Origin of the sequence: Sediminicoccus rosea, assembly GCF_033547095.1 — a bacterium.
Lineage (GTDB): Bacteria > Pseudomonadota > Alphaproteobacteria > Acetobacterales > Acetobacteraceae > Roseococcus > Roseococcus rosea.
Genome location: NZ_CP137852.1, coordinates 3,898,517 through 3,917,979 on the forward strand (window position 1 = coordinate 3,898,517; position 19,463 = coordinate 3,917,979).

Here is a 19,463-nt window from a genome sequence, read left to right on the forward strand (position 1 = left end):
CCTGAACACAGCCTGAGGAAACGCCATGCCCCGCTTCACCGCCCTCACCCCCGAAGCCATGACGCCGCGTCAGCGCGAGGTGGCGGAGGCCATCGGCGCAGGCGCGCGCGGCGGGCTGCGCGGCCCCTTCCCCGCCTGGCTGCACAGCCCCGACATGGCGGATGCGCTGCAGCGCGCGGGCCGCTTCATGCGCTGGGGCAGCAGCTTCCCCGCGCGCCTTTCCGAGCTTGCCATCCTCATCACCGCCAAGCGCTACCGCGCGCGCTACGAGTGGTTCGCGCACCACCCGCTGGCGATCGAGGGCGGCCTGAAACCCGAAATCGCCGAGGCGGTGCGCCTGGGCCAGCAGCCGCAGGACATGGCGCCGGACGAGGCGGCGGTGCATCGCTTCTGCACCGAACTGCACGCCGATGGCGATGTGAGCGATGCCGCCTTCGACACCGCCAAGGCGATGTTCGGCGAGACCGGCGTGGTCGAGCTGCTGGGCATCTGCGGTTACTACACGGCGGTCGGCCTCACGCTGAACGTGGCCCGCGTGCCCCTGCCCGACGGCACACCCGATCCCTTCGCGGCGTGAGGCTTCCAACGCGCGCTGCCTTCGGCTAGGAAGACAGCGGCGTGGACCCGTAGCTCAGCTGGATAGAGCGCTGCCCTCCGAAGGCAGAGGTCGATGGTTCGAATCCATTCGGGTCCGCCAAATTTCCCAGCCGCAATCTGGTCGCCCATTCCGCCAGACGCCGATGATCGGCATAGGTCCGGCCGAATGGACGCGCCGTCCCACCGGGCTCATTCTTTGGACGTTTCAATTCCGGCATCACAACGAAAAGATGAACGTCCATGCAACACAAGACGATGCTTCTCGGCGCGCTGTTCGCCGTCAGCTCCTCCGCCGCCTTCGCGCAGCAGCACCCCGCCGCAACTGCCCCTCGAAGGCCCGTGCAGCGGCCGCGTCGTGATCGAGACGGTCCGCCCCAAGGTCACGCTGCCCCATGGCTTCACCTATGAGCTGCTGCTGCAGAACCAGACCTCCTCCGAGCGCCTGGGCTACCGAGTGACGGTGGTGTTCGAGAATTTCCCGGCACTCGCCACGCAGACGGGCACCACCATCACGATCCCGAGCCAGCAGATCACGATGGTCGTGCCGCCCGGCTTCGGCTCGCGCTCGACCGAGACGCAGTTCGGCACCGTCTCGCGTAACATCCAGCAGATCTATTTCCAGGCCGGCGTCGGCGCCCGCTACGATTCGGGCCCGCTGATGAGTGGCGGCCCGGCGGCGGTGCGGCTGGCCAATTGTGCGCCCTTCCGGGGCTGACGCGCCGCCGCGGGCCTGGCGGACCGCCGATCTCCGGCGGTTCGTCCCCGCGGCCGGGCCTCGTTCGGGCCCTTCCACACTTCCATGCGGCACGGCGGCGGCCAGGCGGGCCTGACCGCGCCGGCGCCGCGACGGAGCAGCACGAGGCGGGCAGCCGGGCCCACGCCCGGCCGGCCACCTCAATGCGTTACGCGGCGCGGCGGCGCCGTGGCGCGGGCATCAGCGCCGCCGCCTTGTCCTGCTTGCCATCGTGCAGGGCTGTGGCCATCAGCTCCTTCTGGGTGAGCGTGGTGAGCTTCACATCCGTCGCCTTCTCCTCGGCCAGGATGCCCTTGAGCAGGTTCACCACCTCATCCTCGCCGAGCGCCTGGGCCACCGCGATGTCGGTGCCATAGGCTGCGATCTCGTAATGCTCGATGCGCTGCATCCCGGCCACGATCACGAGGTCGAGCAGCGGGCCCTTCTCATGCTCGGCCGCGGCTTCCGTCGCTTCCTCGACCAGGCCCTTCATTGCCATGCAGGTCTTGCGGCCCGACTTGGCCTTGAGCAGCCCCAGCGCCTCCTCCACCCGACCGATCTGGTCCGTGGTCTGCCGGATATGCTCCTCGATCCCGGCCTTCAGCGTGGGCGCGGATGCGAGTCGCGCGGATTTCTTCATGCAGGCCAGCGCCTGCCGCTCCGCACTGTGGGCATCCTTCAGTTCGTCAACGAGCCAGTCGCGCACATCCTGTTCCATCATCCTGGTCCCTTCGGGGTTGATGCCGGGGGAACGTCACCTTGGGCGGCCCGTTGCGGACGCCCGGAAAAATGACTGCGGCGACCCGCCATGGGGCCATGCCCGATGCATCCGCGGTTCCGTCCTCGCGTTGTTCCGCTGTCCCACGCACCAGCCGCGTGGGTGGATTCAACACGGGACCCGCCGACCCGCGGCCCGGCAGAGGAGAAGCCCGTCATGGATGTGATTTCCTGGATCATCACGCTCGTCGTGATCGCCGTCATCGCCGGCGCGCTCGGCTTCGGAGGGGTGGCGAGCGCCGCGAGCGGCGGTGCCGGCATCCTCTTCTGGGCGCTGATCGTCTTCGTGCTCGTCGCGCTCGTGGTGGGCGTGGCCCGCCGCAACTGAGCCTGCGGAACCCGCCCTCGTGAAGAGGGCGGGTTCCTGCTCGTCAGACGCGCACGGTATCGCGCCGGCGGGCCAGCGCCGCGCGGCCGGGATGCGTGCCGGAACGCGCGCCCAGCACCGCCGCGCCAAGGCCGAGCAGCAGCGCGGCGAAGGCCCAGAAGGCACCGACCGCGGTCGCGCGTGCCGCCGCATCAGCGGCCCGGCGTGCCGTCTCTTCCGCGCGCTGCAGCGTGGCCTGCACCGCCGCCTCGGTCTCGTTGATGCGCGTCGCCGCCTCAGGCTGCGGGATGCCCGCGATGGCGGCGATCAGCACCTCGATGCGCGCCCGGTCCTGCGGCACCCACTGCCCGTCCCGCATGCGGCGAAGGAAGATCTGGCTGGCCTCCGCCATGGCCTCCTCGCGCGGCGTCGCCGCCGCATTGCCCTGGCCGAAGAGGCGGCCGCCCAGGCCATCCAGCGCATCCTCGGGCGTCAAGGCCGGCACCGCCGCGCCCATGGCATTCGCGGCGCCCCCGGCCGCCGCGCCCACGCCGCGCACGCCGGCCGCGACACCGCCACTCATCGCCGATCCGAGCAGCGCGGCGGCGAGCAGCGTCGCAACGCCCCACACCGCCAGGCCGTGCAGCGCGGAATCCGTCATGTCCCAGCGGTGCGCGAGGCGGGCCGCTGCGAGCGCGCCGAGAAAGAGGGAAATGGCGGTGCTGAGCGCCAGCCAGACGCCCGAGCCGACGGCCATGCTCTGCGTCGTCGGCGTTTCGCGCGTCAACGTCTCGACGAGGCTCGCCGCGGCCGCGAGGCCCAGCGTGTTCAGCATCGTGCCGAGGCTGACGGCCACGACGGCGCCGACCATGATCGCACCCCAGCTCACATTCGGGTGAATCTGCGTCTCGACCACCCTCCCCACCGCATAGTCGTCCACTGATGTACTCATCGCCCATCCTCCGTGCGGTCCCAGGCCCGATGCCTGATGTCCCTGACCGCACCGCAACGGCGCAGGCGCGTTTGCGCTGCAACGCCGCCATGGGTGATTTGCGCGAGGCCGCCCGCGCGCCCGCCGGAAGCAGCATAGCGCCGGCAGGTTGAAGCGGCGGAAATGCCGGCCTCGCCGCGCAACCACGGCATGGCGCGCCAGTTCTTTCCTCAGCAACACGGCAAGCAAGGACAAAGCATGATGAGCACGACAGGTTTCTCCGGCGACGGCGAGCGTCCCAGCAGCCAGGTCCTGATTTCCTCCGATCGCGTGGAGGGGACCAATGTCTATGACCAGGCGGGCAACCACCTGGGCTCGATCGAGAGCCTCATGATCACGAAGGTCGAGGGGAAGGTCGCCTATGCGGTGCTGTCCTTCGGCGGCTTCCTCGGCCTCGGCTCGGAGCACTACCCCGTGCCCTGGTCCGGCCTCAGCTACAGCGAGGAGCGGGGCGGCTACGTCACCTCCCTTACCGAGGCGGAGCTTCGCGGCGCGCCGCGCTACGGCGCCGAGGCGGGTGCGGACTGGACTGACGCGACCTGGCGCGGCTCGGTGGACCGTCACTATGGCGGGGGCGGCACCGGCCTTGGCGAGGCTTCGCTGACAGGCCCGCGCGTCCATCGCTGACGGCGCCGGCGCTTGGCGCCCAAACATGCGGCGCGGCGTGGCAACACGCTGCGCCGCAATGCGTTTGCCCGCCGGAAGGCCAGTCTTCCCGCCGGTTTCGGCGTTTGTCCGCACCGCCGCCGAAACCCTGAGGGGTCCAGCGCGTTACGGAGCCACATGCCAGCCTCGTCCTTGACCGGCTTCCGCGTTGTGTCGCCCCCGCGACACAACGCGAAACGGAGGGGATCGGCCGGCGCAACCCGAAGCGGGGAACCACCAGATCATGGCCTTCGACAGCACCTCCCTCACGAAGTTCCCGGCGCCCGAGGCGACTGCGCCCCTGATCTGCTTCTCCCATCTGCGCTGGAACTCGGTGTTCCAGCGGCCGCAGCAGATCATGGCGCGCTTCGCGCGCCAGCGTCCCACCTGGTTCTTCGAGGAGCCGCTGGCGCATGAACGCGCCATGCTGAGCACGACCACCTGCCGCAAGACCGGCGTGCATGTGGTGACGCCCCTGCTGCCCGACCCGGGCGACAGCGAGGCCCTCGCGCGCCTGCTCGACCAGCTCCTCGTCACCACGGGCCGGGCGGCCGCCTGGTACTACACGCCGCTCGCGCGCAAGTTCTCGGACCATGTCTCCTGGCGCTCCATCGCCTTCGACTGCATGGACGAGCTCTCGGCCTTCCGCTTCGCCTCGCCCGAGCTGAAGGCGCTGGAGCGCGAGCTGATGCGCGCGGCCGATGTCGTCTTCGCCGGCGGCACCAGCCTCTACGAGGCGCGGCGCGACCGGCACGACAACATCCATTGCCTGCCGAGTGGCGTGGATCTCGCGCATTTCATGGCGGCGCGCGTGCCGCTGGAAGAACCCGATGACCAGGCCCGCCTTTCGCGCCCCGTGCTCGGGTATTTCGGCGTGATCGACGAGCGCCTGGACCTCGACCTCGTCGCCGGCATCGCGCGGCTGAAGCCGGAGTGGCAGATCGTGATGATCGGCCCGCTCGCCAAGCTGACGCCCGATGAACTGCCCAAGGCGCGCAACATCCATTGGCTCGGCCCACGCGAATATGCCGAGCTGCCCGCCTATCTCTCGCACTGGAACGTGGCGCTGATGCCCTTCGCGCTGAACGAGGCGACGCGCTTCATCAGCCCGACCAAGGCGCCGGAATATCTCGCCGGCGGCAAGCGCGTCATCTCGACGCCGATCACCGATGTGATCCACCGCTTCGAGGGGATCACCGCCGTCACCATCGCGCGCGACGCCGAGGGCTTCGTCGCCGCCGCCGTGGCCGCGATGCGCGAGGGCGATGATTCCGACTTCGTCGCCGTGGATGACCTGCTGGCCACCATCTCCTGGGATGGCATCCATGACCGGATGGCCGCGCTGCTGTCGGCGGCCGAGATGCGCCGCATGGCCGCCCCCGTGGTGCACATGCGCGCCGCGTCCATCGCCGACACGCTGGTGGTGGGTGCCGGCTTCGCCGGCGCCGTCATGGCCGAGCGCCTGGCCTCGGCCGGGCAGAAGGTGATGGTGGTGGACCGCCGCCCGCATCTCGGCGGCAATGCCTATGACGAGCATGACGATGCGGGGCTGCTGGTGCATCGCTACGGCCCGCACATCTTCCACACCAACAGCGACGACGTGCTGCGCTACCTCTCGCGCTTCACCGCCTGGCGCCCGTATGAGCACCGCGTGCTCTCGCTCACCGAGCGCGGCCTCGTCCCCATGCCGATCAACCGGACCACGCTGAACCGCATGTTCAGCCTGCGCCTCGCCGATGAGGAGACGACGCAGGCCTTCCTGGCCAGCCTCGCCGAGGAGGTGGGCGAGGTGATTTCCGCGCGGGACTTCGTCGTCGCCTCGGTGGGCAGCCGGCTCTATGAGGCGCTTTTTCGCGGCTACACGGTGAAGCAGTGGGGCGTGGACCCGTCCGAGCTCGACCGCTCGGTGACGGCCCGCGTGCCGACGCGGACCTCGGCCGATGACCGCTACTTCCTCGACCGGCACCAATGCATGCCGGCCGCCGGCTACACGCGGATGTTCGAGAACATGCTGGACCATCCGAACATCGTCTTCATGCCCTCGACCGACCATGCCGATGTGCCGCGCGCTCGCTTCCGCCACACGGTCTTCACCGGGCCGGTGGATGCCTATTTCAACCACCGCTTCGGCGCGCTGCCCTACCGCTCACTCATCTTCGAGCATGAGACGCGCGACGTGGAATTCGCGCAGCCGGTGGCGACGATCAACTATCCCGCCCTCGACACGCCCTACACGCGCTGCACCGAGTTCAAGCATCTGACCGGCCAGAGCCATCGCCGCACGAGCCTGTGCCGCGAGCGTTCCTCGGCCGAGGGCGAGCCCTACTACCCGGTGCCCAACCTCGCCAACCAGGCGCTGTACAAGCGCTATGAGGCGCTGGCGGACCAGGAGCCGGACATGACCTTCCTCGGCCGCCTCGGCACCTATCGCTACCTGAACATGGACCAGGTGGTGGGCCAGGCGCTGGCGGCGGCGCGACGCCTGACGGAGGGCAGCCTGGCCCGGGTGCGGGCGGCGGAGTAGGGCGCCCGATCCGTGTTCGCGGATTTCGTCTGGGGTGGCTTCGAGGGCGCCAGCCATCGGCGCCATGACGGCAAGCGGGTGGATTCCATCGCGGGCACGCAGCATGACCGATGGGCCATGCTGGACCACGCGATCCTCCGCTCGCTCGGCGTCCGCTGCGCGCGGGAATCGCTGCGCTGGCACCTCATCGAGCGGCGGCGCGGGGAGTATGACTTCACCTCCGCGCTGGAGCAGGTCCGTGGCGCGCGCGCGGCCGGCATGCGCGTCGTCTGGGGCCTGTGCCACTGGGGCGTGCCGGATCACCTCGACGTGATGTCGCCCGAATTCCCGCGCGCGCTGGCGGATTTCGCGCGCGCCTGCGTGCGGATGCTGCGGGCAGAGGGTGCTGATGTCGCGGGCTGGGTGCCGGTGAACGAGATGGCCTTCTGGGCCTGGGCGGGCGGAGAGACCGGCGGCTTCGGACCCTATCTGATGAAGCGTGGCGACCAGCTGAAGCACCAGCTCGTGCGTGGCCACCTCGCCGCCGTGCGCGCGCTGCGGGAGGCGGGCGCGCTGGAGCCGATCATGGTGTGCGAGCCGCTGATCTGGGTGGTGCCCCGGGAGGGCCGGAACGAGGAAGCGCAGGCCCGTGCGGAGGTCGAGGCCTCCTTCGCCGCGCTGGACCAGATCCTCGCGGAGGATGCCTCGGCGATCGATGTCGTGGGCTTCAACTACTACCCGCACAACCAGTGGACGCTGCTGCGCCGCACGGTGCGGCAGGGCAGCCGGGCGTATCGCCCGTTGCGCGAATTGCTGCGTGACGCCGCCCGCCGCTTCGACCGGCCCATCATCATCAGCGAGACGGGCGCAGAGGATCCGATGGGCGATGCCTGGCTCGGCTACATTGCGGCGGAAGCCCAGGCGGCGCTCGACCTCGGCGTGGATCTGCAGGCCCTCTGCGTCTATCCGATCCTGGATTATCCGGGCTGGGACAATGGAAGGCACTGCCCCTGCGGGCCGATCGGCACCGAAGACGGGCGGCGCTTCGTCCGGCCCGGACAGCGCGCGGCCCTGCAAAGGCTCGGCGCGCTGCGGGCGCGCTCCCCCGTCCGATAAGGCGTGTTGCGGAAGCCCCCCGCGCGGGGAATGATGGCACATGGCCACGAACCTCCGCCCCGACATCGCCCTCGCCCAACGCCTCTTCGATGCGCTGCGCGAGACCACCTTCGACGGCGTGGGCGTCACGCGCGAGGCCTATGGGCGGGGCGAGGAAATCGCCCATGCGCTGGTCCGCGCCGAGGCGGAGCGGCTCGGCCTCGAGATCAGCGTGGATTTCGCGGGCAACATGTACATGACGCTGCCCGGCACCGATCGCAGCCTGCCGCGCATCATCCTGGGCAGCCACCTCGATTCCGTGCCGCAGGGCGGCAATTACGATGGTGCGGCCGGCGTGCTCTGCGGCATGGCGGTGGTGGCCGGCATGCGCCAGGCGGGCTTCACGCCGACGCGCGACGTGACGGTGATGGCGATCCGCGCCGAGGAGGGCGGCGCCTGGTTCAACGGCTTCCCTGGCAGCCGCGGCGCGCTGGGCAGCTTCCCGCCCGAGAACCTCTCGATCCTGCGGCCCGACACCGGCCTTTCGCTGGAGCACCACATGCGCGAACTGGGCTTCGACCCGGACGCGCTGCGCCAGGGCCGTAAGCACCTCCTGCCCGAAGCGGTCGCGGCCTATGTCGAGCTGCATATCGAGCAGGGGCCGGTGCTGGACGCGGAGGAGATCCCGATGGGCCTCGTCACCGCACTGCCGGGCAACCGCCGCATCCGGCGCGGCATCGTGCGCGGCGAGTGGAATCATTCGGGCGCGACGCCGCGCGCCTATCGCCATGATGCGGCGCTGGCGCTCGCGGAATTCGCGCACCGGCTGGACCAGTTCTGGGGCGCGCTGGAGGCGGAAGGCGTGCCGCTCGTCATCACCTTCTGCACCATCACGACGACAGATCAGGCGGGGTTCGGCAAGGTGCCGGGCGAGATCACCTTCAGCCTTGATGTGCGCGCGCCGGAACTCGCCACGCTCGATCGCGCCTATGCCGAGATCGAGCGGCTGATCGCCGAGATCAGCGCCGCGCGCGGCGTGAGCTTCGCGCTGGAAGGCCGGCAGGCCAGCGTGCCCACGCCGATGGATGCCAAGCTGCGCGAGGCGCTGCGGCAATCGGCCGAGGCGATGGGCATCGCGCACAAGATCATGCCCTCCGGCGGCGGGCATGACGCGGCGGCCTTCGCCCAGGCCGGCATTCCGGCCGCCATGGTCTTCGTCCGCAACCAGAATGGCAGCCACACGCCGCTGGAGGACATGCGGATGGAGGATTTCGCCGCCGCCACCGCCGCCATCACGCATTGGTGCGCGAAGGCCGCGGCGGCGTAGTTCGCGTCACACGTTGAACCGGAACAGCATCACGTCGCCGTCGCGCACGACGTAGGTCTTGCCCTCGACGCGCATCTTGCCCGCTTCCTTGGCACCCTGCTCGCCGTTCAGCGTGATGTAGTCGTCATAGCCGATGGTCTCGGCCGCGATGAAGCCGCGCTCGAAATCGCCATGGATCACGCCCGCCGCCTGCGGCGCCGTCATGCCGCGGATGATGGTCCAGGCGCGCGTCTCCTTCGGCCCCACGGTGAAGTAGGTGATCAGGCCGAGCAGGCCGTAACCCGCGCGAATGACGCGATCGAGCCCGCTGTCGGAGAGGCCCAGCGTCTCCAGGAACTCGCCGCGATCGGCCTCGGCCATCTGCGCAATCTCGGCCTCGATGGCGGCCGAGACGACGACGGCACTGGCCTTCTCGCGTGCCGCGAATTCCAGCACGCGCTGGCTGTGGGCATTGCCGGTGGCGGCGGCACCCTCCTCCACGTTGCAGACGTAGAGCACGGGCTTCGTCGTCATCAGGCCGAGGCGCTTGGCCGCCTCCTCCTCGCCCTTGGGCACGGCAGTGCGGGCAGCACGGCCGGCCTGAAGCGCAGGCAGCAGCGCCTCGACGAGGGCGAGTTGCGCCTGCGCCTCCTTGTCATTGCCGCGCGCCTTCTTCTGCAGCGCGGGCACGCGCTTCTCGAGGCTGTCGAGGTCGGCCAGCATCAGCTCGGTCTCGATCGTCTCCATGTCGCGCAGCGGGTCCACGCTGCCCTCGACATGCGTCACGTCGCCATCCTCGAAGCAGCGCAGCACGTGCACGATGGCATCCACCTCGCGGATGTTGCCGAGGAACTGGTTGCCCAGCCCCTCGCCCTTGGAGGCGCCACGCACCAGGCCCGCGATATCCACGAATTCCAGGCTGGTCGGAATGATCTTCTGGCTCTTGCCGATGGTGGCGAGCTTGGAGAGGCGCTCATCCGGCACGGCCACGCGGCCGATATTGGGCTCGATCGTGCAGAAGGGGTAATTCGCCGCCTGCGCCGCCACCGTCTGCGTCAGCGCGTTGAACAGGGTGGACTTGCCGACATTGGGCAGGCCCACGATTCCACAATTGAAGCCCATGTCTTCCGTTCCGTCTGAAGGGGGTCAGGCCAGCAGGTTGGCCAATTCCTGCACGCGCACCGAGGCCGCGATGCGGGCCGCGGCGTCATCCGTGGGCAGGGAAAGTGCGGCCGCGCGCAGCAGCGGCACGAGCACGCCGGGCGCCAGCCCCGCGCGCCGGGTGGCGTTGCCGAGCGCGGTGGCGATCTCGGCCGCCGTGCCGCCAGGGGCGAGCAGATCCGCCGCCTCCAGCAGCAGCGCGGCGCGGCTTGCGGCCTCGGCCGCGGCCAGTGCCACGGCCTTGCCGCGGCGAATGTCGCTGATCGGGCCCGGCTCGCCCGCGCGGGGCAGGCAGGCGGTGAGGCCCGCCGCCGCCTGCGCCTCGGTCGCGGCGAACTGGCGCAGCGCCTGGGCGATGGCGGCCGCCGCGTTCAGCAGATCCTCGGGGCCTGGGCCACCGAAGAATTCCTCGACCACGACCGGTTCCATCAGGCTTTCTCCTGGGTGAGCAACGCCACCCGCGTCATGAATTCCGCCGGCTTGCCCTCGGCCAGCAGGGGCGCCGCATCGGCCAGCGCATCGACCAGCGGGCCAACCCAGCCTTCATCCTTGGCGAAGCCGCCCAGGACATAGCCGCTCACGCGGTCCTTTTGGCCGGGATGGCCGATGCCCAGCCGCACGCGGCCGAATTCCGGCGTGCCCAGCGCGCGCTGCATGTCACGCAGCCCGTTATGCCCGGCCGTGCCCCCACCCTGCTTCACGCGCATCTTGCCCGGTGCGAGGTCGAGCTCGTCATGCCAGGCGGTGATGGCGGCGGGCGGGATCTTGTGGAAGGCGCTGGCGGGCTTCACCGCATCGCCGCTGAGATTCATGTAGGTCTGCGGCTTGAGGAGGAAGACCTTCTCGCCGGCGAGGGTTCCCTCGGCCAGTTCCGCCTTGAACTTGGACCGCCACGGGGAGAACCCGTGGCGGCGTTGAATGGCGTCGAGCGCCATGAAGCCGATATTGTGGCGCTGCCTTGCGTGTTCGGGCCCGGGATTGCCGAGACCCACCCAGAGCAGCGCCAAGCCGGCTTACTTCTTCTTCGCGGGGGCCTTGGCGGCGGCAGCGGCGGCGGGCGCCTTCTGCTTGGTCGCCTGGACCTCGGCCGGCGGCGCGGCCACCGCATCCTCGACCACGGTCGGCGCGGCGATGGTCGCCACCACGAAGTCGCGGCCGGTGATCACGGGCTTGGCGCCGAAGCTGTCCTTCACGGCGGACCAGCGCAGGCTGTCACCGATCTTCGCTTCCGCCAGATCCACCTCGAAGCGCTCGGGCACCGTGTCCACGTCGGCCATCACCTCGATCTCGCGGCGGACGACATTCAGCACGCCGCCCGTCTTGATGCCGGGGCAGGTCTCTTCGTGCAGGAAGGCGACGGGCACCTTCACGCGGATGCGCGCGCCGGGGGCGAGCCGCTGGAAATCGATGTGCAGCGGGCGGTCCGTGACCGGGTCGAACTGGACGTCGCGCATCAGGGCGCGCTCCGTCGGGCCGTCCTTCACCGCCACCTCATAGAGGTGCGACTGCCAGCCGCCCTTGTGCATTTCCTTCATGATGTCGCGGGGGTCGAAAGCGACCAGCGTCGCCTCCTTCTTCGCCCCATAGACAACACCGGGGACAAGCCCCTCTCGCCGGGTCGCGCGCGCCGCCCCCTTACCGGCACGCCCGCGCGCCGCGGCCTCGATCCTGATGGTTTGGACCATGCCACTTGCTCCTTAACGGGTGTGATTCCGCACGGCGCGATGGGCGCACGCACGGAGGCGGCCTCCAGGGGTGCCACCGTGCGAGGGGGTTTAGGGGAAGCGCGCGGCGCCGCCAAGCCCCGATCCGCCGCCGCATGCCAGGGATGCGGCGCTCACGCCGCGGCGCGCGCCCCCGGCACGCCACGCACGCGCCCGCCCGGCATGGCGCCCGCGATGCCGGCGGCGAGGTCGGCCGCTTCCAGCAGGCGCTGCCAGTTCACCCCGGTCTCGACCCCCATGCGGTGGAACATCCAGACCGCATCCTCCATCGCCGTATTGCCCGTGGCCCCCGGCGCATAGGGGCAGCCGCCGATCCCGCCCGATCCAGCATCGAAGACGCGGCAGCCCGCCTCCCACGCGGCGGCCATGTTGGCGAGGCCGAGGCCATAGGTGTCATGCCCGTGATAGGCGAAGCGGTTGCCGAAATGCTCGATCGCCTGGCGCATCAGGCGTCGCACCTGGTCGGGTGCGGCATTGCCCGTGGTGTCGCAGAGCGAGATCTCCATCTCCGGATTCAGCGCGGCGACACGCTCCACCCAGGAGAGCGCCTCCGCCTCATCCACCACGCCCTCGAAGGGGCAATGGAAGGTGCAGGAGAGGTTGAAGCGGATCTTCTGGCCGGGCGGCGCATCGCGCACGATGGAGGAGAGATCATCGAAGCTCGCCTGGCGCGAGCGGTTGAGGTTGGCCTGGTTGTGCCCCTCGGTGAGCGACATGAAGAGGCCGAGGCGATCGGCACCCGCCGCGATCGCCGCGTCGAAACCGCGGCGGTTGGGCACCAGCACAGTGCATTCCAGGCCATCCAGCTGCTTCGCCGCCTGCAGCACCTCGCCCGTATCCGCCATCTGCGGGATGGCCTTGGGGCTGACGAAGCTGCCCACCTCCATGCGGCGGATTCCGGCGGCATGCAGCGCGCGGACAAGGGCGATCTTCGTCTCGGTCGGCACGAATTGCTTGATGGGCTGCAGCCCGTCGCGCGGGCTCACCTCGGAGAGGGTGACGTTCATCGGGCTTCTCCCAGCAATTCATGGAACACATGGTCATTGTCAGCACCGGCGGCGCGGCCCGTCCAGCGCACCATCTCGGCCGGTGTCACGCCATCGAGGCGGAAGGGCGGTGCGGGGTGCAGCACCTCGCCCAGCAGCGGGTCCTGCACCGGCAGCACCGTGCCGCGCGCCCGGAAGTGCGGGTCATTCGCGCAATCGGCCATGTCATAGAGGCGCGAGCAGGGAACCTCGGCCTGCTCCAGCAGCGCCTCGGCCTCGCGCGCCGGCAGGGTCTTCGTCCAGGCGGCGATGGCGGCGTCGAGTTCGGCCGCGTGTTCGCAGCGGCCGCCATTCGTCGCCATGCGGGGATCGGCCGAAAGCTCCTCACGGCCGATCAGCGTCATCAGGCGGCGGAAGATCAGGTCCGAATTGCCAGCGACGCAGAGCCACTTCCCATCGGCGCAGGGATAGGTGTTGGTGGGGGCGGCGGTCGGAATCGCCGCGCCCGCCGGCTGGCGGATGGCGCCAGTGAGCCCGTATTCCGGCAGCATGCCCTCCATCAGCGAGAAGACGCTGCTGACGAGGTCGAGATCCAGGATGCGCCCCTTGCCGTCGGGGGTGCGGTCCCGCCCCCAGCAGGCGGAGACCAGCGCGAGCGCCGCATACATGCCGGCCAGATCGTCGCTGATGGAGACGCCGCAGCGCGGCGGCGGATATTCGCTCTGGCCGGGATTGGCGGTCAGGTGGCGCAGGCCGCCCATCGCCTCGCCGATGGCGCCGAAGGCGGGCTTGTCGCGGTAAGGCCCGTCCTGCCCATAGCCGCTGATGCGCGCGATGGTGAGGCGCGGATTTTCCGCCTGCAGCACGGCGGGGCCAAGGCCGATGCGCTCCAGGTAGCCCGGGCGGAAATTCTCGACCATCGCATCGGCGCGGGCGCAAAGCGCCTTCACGCGGCGCTGGCCCTCGGCACTCTTCAGGTCGAGCGTGACGGAGAGCTTGTTGCGGCCATGCACGCTGAACCAGACGGAATGCCCGTCCTTCTTCGAGCCCCAGCCGCGAAAGGGGTCGCCCTCCGGCGGCTCGACCTTGATGACCTCGGCGCCGAGATCAGCCAGCAGGCGGGTGCAGAAGGGGGCGGCGATATAGTGCCCCAGCTCGACGATCTTCAGGCCTTGCAAGGGCAGCATGCGTGTTCCCCCGTGATTCACCGCGCGGGTGTAGCGCGGGCCGGCCCCGCCGAGAAATCCCGCGAAAGGGAATCTTCATTCACGCGGCCTATGGATCATGTCCGGGAGCGGTTCCCCTGCCTCTCCCGTCTCTCCCGGATGCCGCCTGCATGCGCGCAGGCGCGTGACCCAACTCGGGGGCGGGTGCCTCGCGGCATCCGCCCCCATCTTTCGGGCGCCCCGCTTCCGGCCTGCCTCCGCATGCGCCACTCTCCCGCGCATCACGCCGGAGGAATTCCCCCATGGATGAACGCACCAAGACCCTGGCCCAGGCCGCCGGCCTCGCTGCCACGGCCACCCGCTTCCCCGCCGATGTGGAGGAGGCGTTGGCCACCCTCGCCAAGCACAAGGCCGCCCTGCCCCGCAGCAGCGATCCGGCGCTGGAGCCCACTCCCGCCTATCAGGGGCCGCGCGCATGACCGCGCCGCACCAGATGACACTGGCCGAGGCCTCGGGCCTGATCGCGGCCCGCCGGCTCTCGCCCGTCGAGCTCCTCGCCGATTGCGCGGCGCGCATCGCGGCCGTCGAGCCGCAGGTCAACGCCTTCATCCGCCAGACGCTGCCCGAGGCCGAGGCCGCGGCGCGCGAGGCCGAGGCCGAGATCGCGAAGAACGGCCCGCGCTCGGCGCTGCACGGCATCCCCATCGGCATCAAGGACATCATTGACCTGGCCGGCCACCCCACGACCTGCCACTCGCGCCTGCGCCTGGATCATGTGGCGACGGAAGACGCAGCGGTGGTAGGGCTGCTGCGCAAGGCGGGCGCGGTGTTTCCGGGCAAGCTCGCCACCCATGAATTCGCCATTGGCGGCCCCGCCTTCGACCTGCCCTTCCCGCCCGCGCGCAACCCCTGGAATACGGCGCATCACCCGGGCGGCTCCTCCTCCGGCTCGGGGGCGGCGGTGGCCGCGCGCATGCTGCCGGCGGCGCTGGGCACCGACACCGGCGGCAGCGTGCGGCACCCGGCCTCGCATTGCGGCATCGTCGGCCTCAAGGCGACCTACGGCCTGGTCCCGCGCGAGGGCGTGTTTCCGCTGGCCTTCTCGCTCGACCATGTGGGACCGCTGACGCGCACCGTGCGCGACGCCGCGCTGATGCTGAACGTGATGTCCGGCGGGCGCGAGGATTACTCGCGGGACCTCGGCCTCGGCCTCAAGGGCCTGCGCATCGGCTTCGTGCGGCATTTCCATGAGACGGACATGCCGGCCGACGCGGAAATGGCGGCGGCGCTGGAAGAGGGCGCGCGGCTGCTTGCGGCCGAGGGCGCCATCGTCACCGATGTGACGCTGCCGCGGCTTTCGGAATTCGCCGCCGTGAACCGCACGGTGCTCTATGCCGAGAGCTCGGCCGTGCATGAGGAATGGCTGACCACGCGGCCCGACGAATACGCGAATGTCACGCGCCGCCGCCTGCTGCCCGGCCTCTTCCTGCCGGCGGTGGACTACATGCACGCGGCGCGGCGCCGCACGCAGCTCATCGCCGCGATCGAGGCCGCCTTCCAGGATGTGGACGTCCTGCTGACGGCGAGCAGCATGGACCCCGCCTGCCGCATCGACGACACCGAAGCGGTGGAGCGCACCTATCCGCGCCAGGCGCGCACGCCCTTCAACGTCAGCGGGCACCCGGCCATCACGGTGATGTCGGGCCTGTCCTCCGGCGGGCTGCCGCTCTCGCTGCAATTCGTGACGCCGGCCTTCACCGAGGCGCTTCTGCTGCGCGTGGCCCATGGCTTCGAACGCGCGGCGCCCTGGAAGGACCGTGCGCCGCCGCTCGATGGCTGAGGCGGTCTTTCCGCCCGGCTGCGTCGTCGCCGTCGGGCTGAAGAGCGAGGCGGCACTGCTGCCGCCGGGCGTGCGCTGCGTGGTCTCGGGCGGCGATCCGGGGCGGCTGGACGCGCTCTGGCCCGCCGATGCGACGGCGGTGCTCTCCTTCGGCATCGCGGGCGGGCTCGCGCCCGGCGTGACGACGGGCGAGTTGCTTGTCGCCTCGTCCTTGTGGGAGGCAGGCGAGACGCTTGGCGTGGACGCGTCCTGGCAGGCGGCGATCGCGGCGCGCTGCGGAGCGCGGGCCAGCCTCATTGCCGCGAGCGGGACGCTGCTGGCCAGCGCCGCCGAGAAGGGTGCGCTGCATCGCGCCTCGGGCGCGCGGGCGGTGGACATGGAAAGCGGCGCCGCATGGCGCTTCGCGCGAGCGCGCGGCCTGCCCTTTGCCGCGTTGCGCGCCGTGGCCGATGGGCCCGGGGATGTGCTGCCCGAGGCCGCCACCGTCGGGCTCAACCCGGACGGCTCGCCCGCGCCGCTGCGCGTGCTCGGCGCGCTGCTGCGCCGCCCGGGCGACCTGCCTGCCCTGCTGCGCCTCGCGCGCGCCAGCGCCGCCGCCCATGCGGCGTTGCGCCGCGCGCTTGCCTCCGCCGGGCCCGCGCTCTAACTGCCGCGCAAACCGGAGGACCCTTCATGCTTCGCCGCACGCTTCTCACCGCCGCCCCTGCCGCCCTCGCCCTGCCCGCCGCCGCGCAGGACTGGCCCACCGCGCCGATCCGCGGCGTCGTGCCCTTCGCGGCCGGCAGCGCCACCGACATCGTCGCCCGCCTCTTCGCCGAGCGCATGCGCGAGGGGCTGGGCCAGCCCGTCGTCGTGGAGAACCGCGCCGGCGCCTCGGGCCTGATCGGCGCCGAGGCGGTGGCGCGCGCCACGCCCGATGGCAACACCATCCTCTTCGGCACCAACTCCACCAATGCGGCCGCCAATGCCCTGTTCCGCCGCGTGCCTTTCGACATGGAGCGCGACTTCGCGCCCATCTCGCTGCTGGCCTCGGTGCCGCTGCTCGTCGCCGTCGCGGCCAACAGCCCGCACCGCACGCTGAATGACCTGCTGACGGCGGCGCGCGCCCGGCCCGAGGCGGTGACCTTCGCCTCCGCCTCCTCCTCGCAGCGCGTCGCGACCGAGATGCTGGCCAGCATGGCGCAGGCGCGCATGCTGCACGTGCCCTACCGCTCCTCCCCCGCCGCCGTGCAGGACCTCATCGCGGGGCGCGTGGACCTCTTTGTGGCCGACCAGGCGGTGATCCTGCCCGCCGCCCAGGCCGGCCAGCTGCGCGTGCTGGGCGTGACCACGCGCGGCCGCTCGCCGCAGCTGCCCGAGATTCCGACGGTGGCGGAGGCCGGCAACCTGCCGAGTTACGAGCTCTTCGCCTGGTTCGTGCTGGTAGCACCGGCCGGCACGCCCACGCCGCACATCGCACGCCTCAACGCCGCCGTGCGCCAGGCCAGCGCGAATCCCGAACTGCGCCAGCGGCTGGAGCAGGTGCTGGGCATGACCGTCACGCCCTCCACGCCGGAGGAGGCACAGGCCTTCATGCGCAGCGAGACGGTGAAGTGGACCAACGCGATCCGCGCCGCCGGCATCGAACCGGAATAGGCCGCGGCCCGGCGGCCAACGCAAAAGGGCGAGCCGCGAGGCTCGCCCTTTTTTGTGTTCCATCAGGAAGAGTGGCGCACCCGGAAGGACTCGAACCTCCAACCCCCAGATTCGTAGTCTGGTGCTCTATCCATTGAGCTACGGGTGCTTGCCGTGGCCCGGGGAATAGCCTTCGCGGCCATGCCGCGCAACCCCCCGGGCGTCAGCTTTGTGACGATCCCGCCGCGCGTTGCGGCAGGGGCGCCATGCGTGCCGCGCGGATCAACCGGCGATCTTGTTCAGCTCCCGCACCACGCTCTCGCCCATCACGGAGCAGCTGATGCGCGCCATGCCGGGCTGCATGATATCCGCCGTGCGCATCCCGCCGGCCAGCACGCGCTCCACCGCCTGCTCGACCATGCGCGCCTGCTCCTCCATGCCGAAGGACCAGCGCAGCAGCATGGCGAAGGAAAGGATCTGCGCCGACGGATTCGCGATGCCCTTGCCCGCGATGTCCGGCGCCGAGCCATGGATCGGCTCATAGAGCGCATGCCGCCGGCCATCGGGCTGCACCGCGCCCAGCGTCGCCGAGGGCAGCATGCCGAGCGAGCCCGTGAGCGCGGCCGCGAGGTCGCTCAGCACATCGCCGAACAGGTTCGAGGCGAGGATCACGTCGAACTGCTTGGGGCGCGAGCAGAGCTGCATCGCAGCGTTGTCCGCGTACATGTGCTCCAGCTCGACATCCGGGAACTCGGCCTTGTGGACCTCGCTCACCACGGCGCGCCAGAGGCGGCCGGACTGCATGACGTTGGCCTTCTCGGTGCTCGTCACCTTGTTGCGGCGCTTGCGCGCGAGGTCGAAGGCAACGCGCGCGGCGCGGGCGATCTCGTCCTCGGAATACACTTCGGTATCAATGCCGATGCGCTTGCCATTCGCATCGGTGTGGATGCCGCGCGGCTCACCGAAATAGATGCCGCCGGTGCTCTCGCGCACGATCATGATGTCGAGGCCGCGCACCACGTCGGGCTTGAGCGAGGAGGCGTCCACAAGCGGATCGAGCACGATGGCCGGGCGCAAATTGGCGAAGAGCCCCAGCTCCTTGCGCAGCCGGAGGATGCCGAGCTCGGGGCGCTGCTCGAAGGGCAGCTTGTCCCACTTGGGGCCGCCGACGCTGCCGAACAGCACCGCATCCGCTTCGCGCGCCGCTTCCAGCGTGCGGTCCGGGCAGGGCACGCCCTCGGCGTCGATTGCCGCTCCACCGACCAGGCCCTCGCCGATCTCGAAGCGCACGAGGCGGCGCTGCTCCATCCAGTCGATGACGCGGCGGACCTCGTGCATCACCTCGGGCCCGATGCCGTCACCGGGCAGGACGAGGAGCTTCTTGTTGGCGATCACAGGCGGTTCTCCGCGGCATGCAGCCAGGGCTGGGCCTGGCGCTGCTTGTCTTCGTAGCTGTCGATGGATTGGGTGTGCTGCATGGTCTGGCCGATATCGTCCAGGCCGTTCAGCAGGCAGTGGCGGCGGAACGGATCAATGGCAAAGGGAATCTCCTCGCCATTCGGGCGCACCACGACGTTGCGCTCGAGGTCCACCGTGATGCGGGCGTTGCCGCCGAGCTTGGCGTCCTCCATCAGCTTCTCGCAGATCTCCCGCGGCAGGCGGATGGGCAGCAGGCCGTTCTTGAAGCTGTTGTTGTGGAAGATGTCGGCGAAGTCCGGCGCGATGACGCAGCGGATGCCGAAATCGAGCAGGGCCCAGGGGGCATGCTCGCGCGAGGAGCCGCAGCCGAAATTCTCGAAGGCGATGAGGATCTCAGCCTTGCGATAGGGCTCCTGGTTCAGCACGAAATCCGGCTGCTCCGAGCCATCCGCATTGTAGCGGAAATTGGCGAAAAGGTTCTTGCCGAAGCCCGTGCGCGCGATGGACTTCAGGAAGCGCGCGGGGATGATCTGGTCGGTGTCGACATTGGCCTTGGGCAGCGGGGCCGCGATGCCGGTCAGCGTGGTGAAGGCTTGCAT

The 19,463-nt window shown here is 70.3% G+C and carries 21 protein-coding genes and 2 tRNA genes; 12 read left to right on the forward strand and 11 right to left on the reverse strand.

Annotation, left to right across the window (positions count from 1 at the left end; translation table 11 throughout):
* Positions 1-25: 25 nt before the first annotated feature.
* The 3 genes from R9Z33_RS18650 to R9Z33_RS18660 all read left to right on the forward strand — a co-directional run bounded on the left by R9Z33_RS18650 (position 26) and on the right by R9Z33_RS18660 (position 1,312).
* Positions 26-577: a carboxymuconolactone decarboxylase family protein gene (locus R9Z33_RS18650; RefSeq protein WP_318648064.1), complete on the forward strand. Its 552-nt coding sequence runs from the start codon at positions 26-28 to the stop codon at positions 575-577.
* A gap of 43 nt (positions 578-620) precedes the next feature.
* Positions 621-697 (forward strand) — tRNA-Arg (locus R9Z33_RS18655).
* A gap of 255 nt (positions 698-952) precedes the next feature.
* Complete coding sequence (locus tag R9Z33_RS18660) at positions 953-1,312, forward strand: hypothetical protein (protein WP_318648065.1); 360 nt, start codon at positions 953-955, stop codon at positions 1,310-1,312.
* Positions 1,313-1,499: 187 nt separating this feature from the next.
* Here R9Z33_RS18660 and R9Z33_RS18665 read toward each other — a convergent pair whose 3' ends face one another.
* The gene (locus tag R9Z33_RS18665) at positions 1,500-2,051 is read right to left on the reverse strand and encodes a YciE/YciF ferroxidase family protein (RefSeq protein ID WP_318648066.1); all 552 of its coding nucleotides are present in this window, start codon (positions 2,049-2,051) and stop codon (positions 1,500-1,502) included.
* A 213-nt stretch (positions 2,052-2,264) separates the two neighbouring features.
* On the opposite strand from R9Z33_RS18665, the gene R9Z33_RS18670 reads away from it, so the two are divergent.
* Positions 2,265-2,435, forward strand: a complete 171-nt coding sequence (locus tag R9Z33_RS18670) for a DUF1328 family protein (protein ID WP_318648067.1) — start codon at positions 2,265-2,267, stop codon at positions 2,433-2,435.
* A 43-nt stretch (positions 2,436-2,478) separates the two neighbouring features.
* Here the strand turns inward: R9Z33_RS18670 and R9Z33_RS18675 are convergent, their stop codons facing one another.
* On the reverse strand, positions 2,479-3,366 hold the full coding sequence (locus R9Z33_RS18675) for a hypothetical protein (protein WP_318648068.1): 888 nt from the start codon (positions 3,364-3,366) through the stop codon (positions 2,479-2,481).
* A 240-nt stretch (positions 3,367-3,606) separates the two neighbouring features.
* On the opposite strand from R9Z33_RS18675, the gene R9Z33_RS18680 reads away from it, so the two are divergent.
* The 4 genes from R9Z33_RS18680 to R9Z33_RS18695 all read left to right on the forward strand — a co-directional run bounded on the left by R9Z33_RS18680 (position 3,607) and on the right by R9Z33_RS18695 (position 8,975).
* On the forward strand, positions 3,607-4,032 hold the full coding sequence (locus R9Z33_RS18680) for a PRC-barrel domain-containing protein (RefSeq protein WP_318648069.1): 426 nt from the start codon (positions 3,607-3,609) through the stop codon (positions 4,030-4,032).
* A 262-nt stretch (positions 4,033-4,294) separates the two neighbouring features.
* Positions 4,295-6,574: a UDP-galactopyranose mutase gene (glf, locus tag R9Z33_RS18685; RefSeq protein ID WP_318648070.1), complete on the forward strand. Its 2,280-nt coding sequence runs from the start codon at positions 4,295-4,297 to the stop codon at positions 6,572-6,574.
* A gap of 12 nt (positions 6,575-6,586) precedes the next feature.
* Complete coding sequence (locus R9Z33_RS18690) at positions 6,587-7,669, forward strand: family 1 glycosylhydrolase (RefSeq protein ID WP_318648071.1); 1,083 nt, start codon at positions 6,587-6,589, stop codon at positions 7,667-7,669.
* A 40-nt stretch (positions 7,670-7,709) separates the two neighbouring features.
* A complete protein-coding gene (locus tag R9Z33_RS18695) occupies positions 7,710-8,975 on the forward strand; it encodes a Zn-dependent hydrolase (protein WP_318648072.1) in 1,266 nt (421 codons plus the stop codon).
* Between the two features lie 6 nt (positions 8,976-8,981).
* Here R9Z33_RS18695 and ychF read toward each other — a convergent pair whose 3' ends face one another.
* The 6 genes from ychF to R9Z33_RS18725 all read right to left on the reverse strand — a co-directional run bounded on the left by ychF (position 8,982) and on the right by R9Z33_RS18725 (position 14,012).
* The gene (ychF, locus tag R9Z33_RS18700; RefSeq protein WP_318648074.1) at positions 8,982-10,076 is read right to left on the reverse strand and encodes a redox-regulated ATPase YchF; all 1,095 of its coding nucleotides are present in this window, start codon (positions 10,074-10,076) and stop codon (positions 8,982-8,984) included.
* Positions 10,077-10,100: 24 nt separating this feature from the next.
* A complete protein-coding gene (locus tag R9Z33_RS18705) occupies positions 10,101-10,544 on the reverse strand; it encodes a hypothetical protein (RefSeq protein WP_318648075.1) in 444 nt (147 codons plus the stop codon).
* Positions 10,544-11,116 (reverse strand): aminoacyl-tRNA hydrolase, encoded by a 573-nt coding sequence (gene pth, locus R9Z33_RS18710; protein ID WP_318651673.1) that lies wholly within the window; start codon positions 11,114-11,116, stop codon positions 10,544-10,546. Before pth ends, R9Z33_RS18705 begins: the two co-directional genes overlap by 1 nt.
* 12 nt (positions 11,117-11,128) lie before the next feature.
* Positions 11,129-11,800 (reverse strand): 50S ribosomal protein L25/general stress protein Ctc, encoded by a 672-nt coding sequence (locus R9Z33_RS18715; protein WP_318648076.1) that lies wholly within the window; start codon positions 11,798-11,800, stop codon positions 11,129-11,131.
* Positions 11,801-11,952: 152 nt separating this feature from the next.
* Positions 11,953-12,846 (reverse strand): hydroxymethylglutaryl-CoA lyase, encoded by an 894-nt coding sequence (locus R9Z33_RS18720; RefSeq protein WP_318648077.1) that lies wholly within the window; start codon positions 12,844-12,846, stop codon positions 11,953-11,955.
* On the reverse strand, positions 12,843-14,012 hold the full coding sequence (locus R9Z33_RS18725; protein WP_318648078.1) for a CaiB/BaiF CoA transferase family protein: 1,170 nt from the start codon (positions 14,010-14,012) through the stop codon (positions 12,843-12,845). Before R9Z33_RS18725 ends, R9Z33_RS18720 begins: the two co-directional genes overlap by 4 nt.
* A 281-nt stretch (positions 14,013-14,293) precedes the next feature.
* On the opposite strand from R9Z33_RS18725, the gene R9Z33_RS18730 reads away from it, so the two are divergent.
* Genes R9Z33_RS18730 through R9Z33_RS18745 form a run of 4 tightly spaced genes read left to right on the forward strand, consistent with a single transcriptional unit; the run spans position 14,294 to position 17,466 of the window.
* Positions 14,294-14,470: a hypothetical protein gene (locus R9Z33_RS18730; RefSeq protein ID WP_318648079.1), complete on the forward strand. Its 177-nt coding sequence runs from the start codon at positions 14,294-14,296 to the stop codon at positions 14,468-14,470.
* Positions 14,467-15,831, forward strand: coding sequence for an amidase (locus R9Z33_RS18735; RefSeq protein WP_318648080.1), 1,365 nt, complete (start codon positions 14,467-14,469; stop codon positions 15,829-15,831). The genes R9Z33_RS18730 and R9Z33_RS18735 overlap by 4 nt, the downstream gene beginning before the upstream one ends.
* Positions 15,824-16,477, forward strand: a complete 654-nt coding sequence (locus tag R9Z33_RS18740; RefSeq protein WP_318648081.1) for a phosphorylase family protein — start codon at positions 15,824-15,826, stop codon at positions 16,475-16,477. The genes R9Z33_RS18735 and R9Z33_RS18740 overlap by 8 nt, the downstream gene beginning before the upstream one ends.
* A gap of 26 nt (positions 16,478-16,503) precedes the next feature.
* Positions 16,504-17,466, forward strand: a complete 963-nt coding sequence (locus R9Z33_RS18745; RefSeq protein ID WP_318648082.1) for a Bug family tripartite tricarboxylate transporter substrate binding protein — start codon at positions 16,504-16,506, stop codon at positions 17,464-17,466.
* A 72-nt stretch (positions 17,467-17,538) separates the two neighbouring features.
* Here R9Z33_RS18745 and R9Z33_RS18750 read toward each other — a convergent pair.
* The 3 genes from R9Z33_RS18750 to leuD all read right to left on the reverse strand — a co-directional run bounded on the left by R9Z33_RS18750 (position 17,539) and on the right by leuD (position 19,463).
* Positions 17,539-17,614: transfer RNA gene (locus R9Z33_RS18750), tRNA-Arg, on the reverse strand.
* A gap of 113 nt (positions 17,615-17,727) precedes the next feature.
* Complete coding sequence (gene leuB, locus R9Z33_RS18755) at positions 17,728-18,840, reverse strand: 3-isopropylmalate dehydrogenase (RefSeq protein WP_318648083.1); 1,113 nt, start codon at positions 18,838-18,840, stop codon at positions 17,728-17,730.
* Positions 18,837-19,463, reverse strand: coding sequence for a 3-isopropylmalate dehydratase small subunit (leuD, locus tag R9Z33_RS18760; protein ID WP_318648084.1), 627 nt, complete (start codon positions 19,461-19,463; stop codon positions 18,837-18,839). Before leuD ends, leuB begins: the two co-directional genes overlap by 4 nt.

Coding starts and splice junctions, on each gene's coding strand:
- R9Z33_RS18650 (WP_318648064.1), top strand. CDS start 26: ATGCCCCGCTTCACCGCCCTCACCCCCGAAGCCATGACGCCGCGTCAG.
- R9Z33_RS18665 (WP_318648066.1), bottom strand. CDS start 2,051: ATGATGGAACAGGATGTGCGCGACTGGCTCGTTGACGAACTGAAGGAT.
- R9Z33_RS18670 (WP_318648067.1), top strand. CDS start 2,265: ATGGATGTGATTTCCTGGATCATCACGCTCGTCGTGATCGCCGTCATC.
- R9Z33_RS18675 (WP_318648068.1), bottom strand. CDS start 3,366: ATGAGTACATCAGTGGACGACTATGCGGTGGGGAGGGTGGTCGAGACG.
- R9Z33_RS18680 (WP_318648069.1), top strand. CDS start 3,607: ATGAGCACGACAGGTTTCTCCGGCGACGGCGAGCGTCCCAGCAGCCAG.
- glf (WP_318648070.1), top strand. CDS start 4,295: ATGGCCTTCGACAGCACCTCCCTCACGAAGTTCCCGGCGCCCGAGGCG.
- R9Z33_RS18695 (WP_318648072.1), top strand. CDS start 7,710: ATGGCCACGAACCTCCGCCCCGACATCGCCCTCGCCCAACGCCTCTTC.
- ychF (WP_318648074.1), bottom strand. CDS start 10,076: ATGGGCTTCAATTGTGGAATCGTGGGCCTGCCCAATGTCGGCAAGTCC.
- R9Z33_RS18705 (WP_318648075.1), bottom strand. CDS start 10,544: ATGGAACCGGTCGTGGTCGAGGAATTCTTCGGTGGCCCAGGCCCCGAG.
- R9Z33_RS18715 (WP_318648076.1), bottom strand. CDS start 11,800: ATGGTCCAAACCATCAGGATCGAGGCCGCGGCGCGCGGGCGTGCCGGT.
- R9Z33_RS18720 (WP_318648077.1), bottom strand. CDS start 12,846: ATGAACGTCACCCTCTCCGAGGTGAGCCCGCGCGACGGGCTGCAGCCC.
- R9Z33_RS18725 (WP_318648078.1), bottom strand. CDS start 14,012: ATGCTGCCCTTGCAAGGCCTGAAGATCGTCGAGCTGGGGCACTATATC.
- R9Z33_RS18730 (WP_318648079.1), top strand. CDS start 14,294: ATGGATGAACGCACCAAGACCCTGGCCCAGGCCGCCGGCCTCGCTGCC.
- R9Z33_RS18735 (WP_318648080.1), top strand. CDS start 14,467: ATGACCGCGCCGCACCAGATGACACTGGCCGAGGCCTCGGGCCTGATC.
- R9Z33_RS18740 (WP_318648081.1), top strand. CDS start 15,824: ATGGCTGAGGCGGTCTTTCCGCCCGGCTGCGTCGTCGCCGTCGGGCTG.
- R9Z33_RS18745 (WP_318648082.1), top strand. CDS start 16,504: ATGCTTCGCCGCACGCTTCTCACCGCCGCCCCTGCCGCCCTCGCCCTG.
- leuD (WP_318648084.1), bottom strand. CDS start 19,463: ATGCAAGCCTTCACCACGCTGACCGGCATCGCGGCCCCGCTGCCCAAG.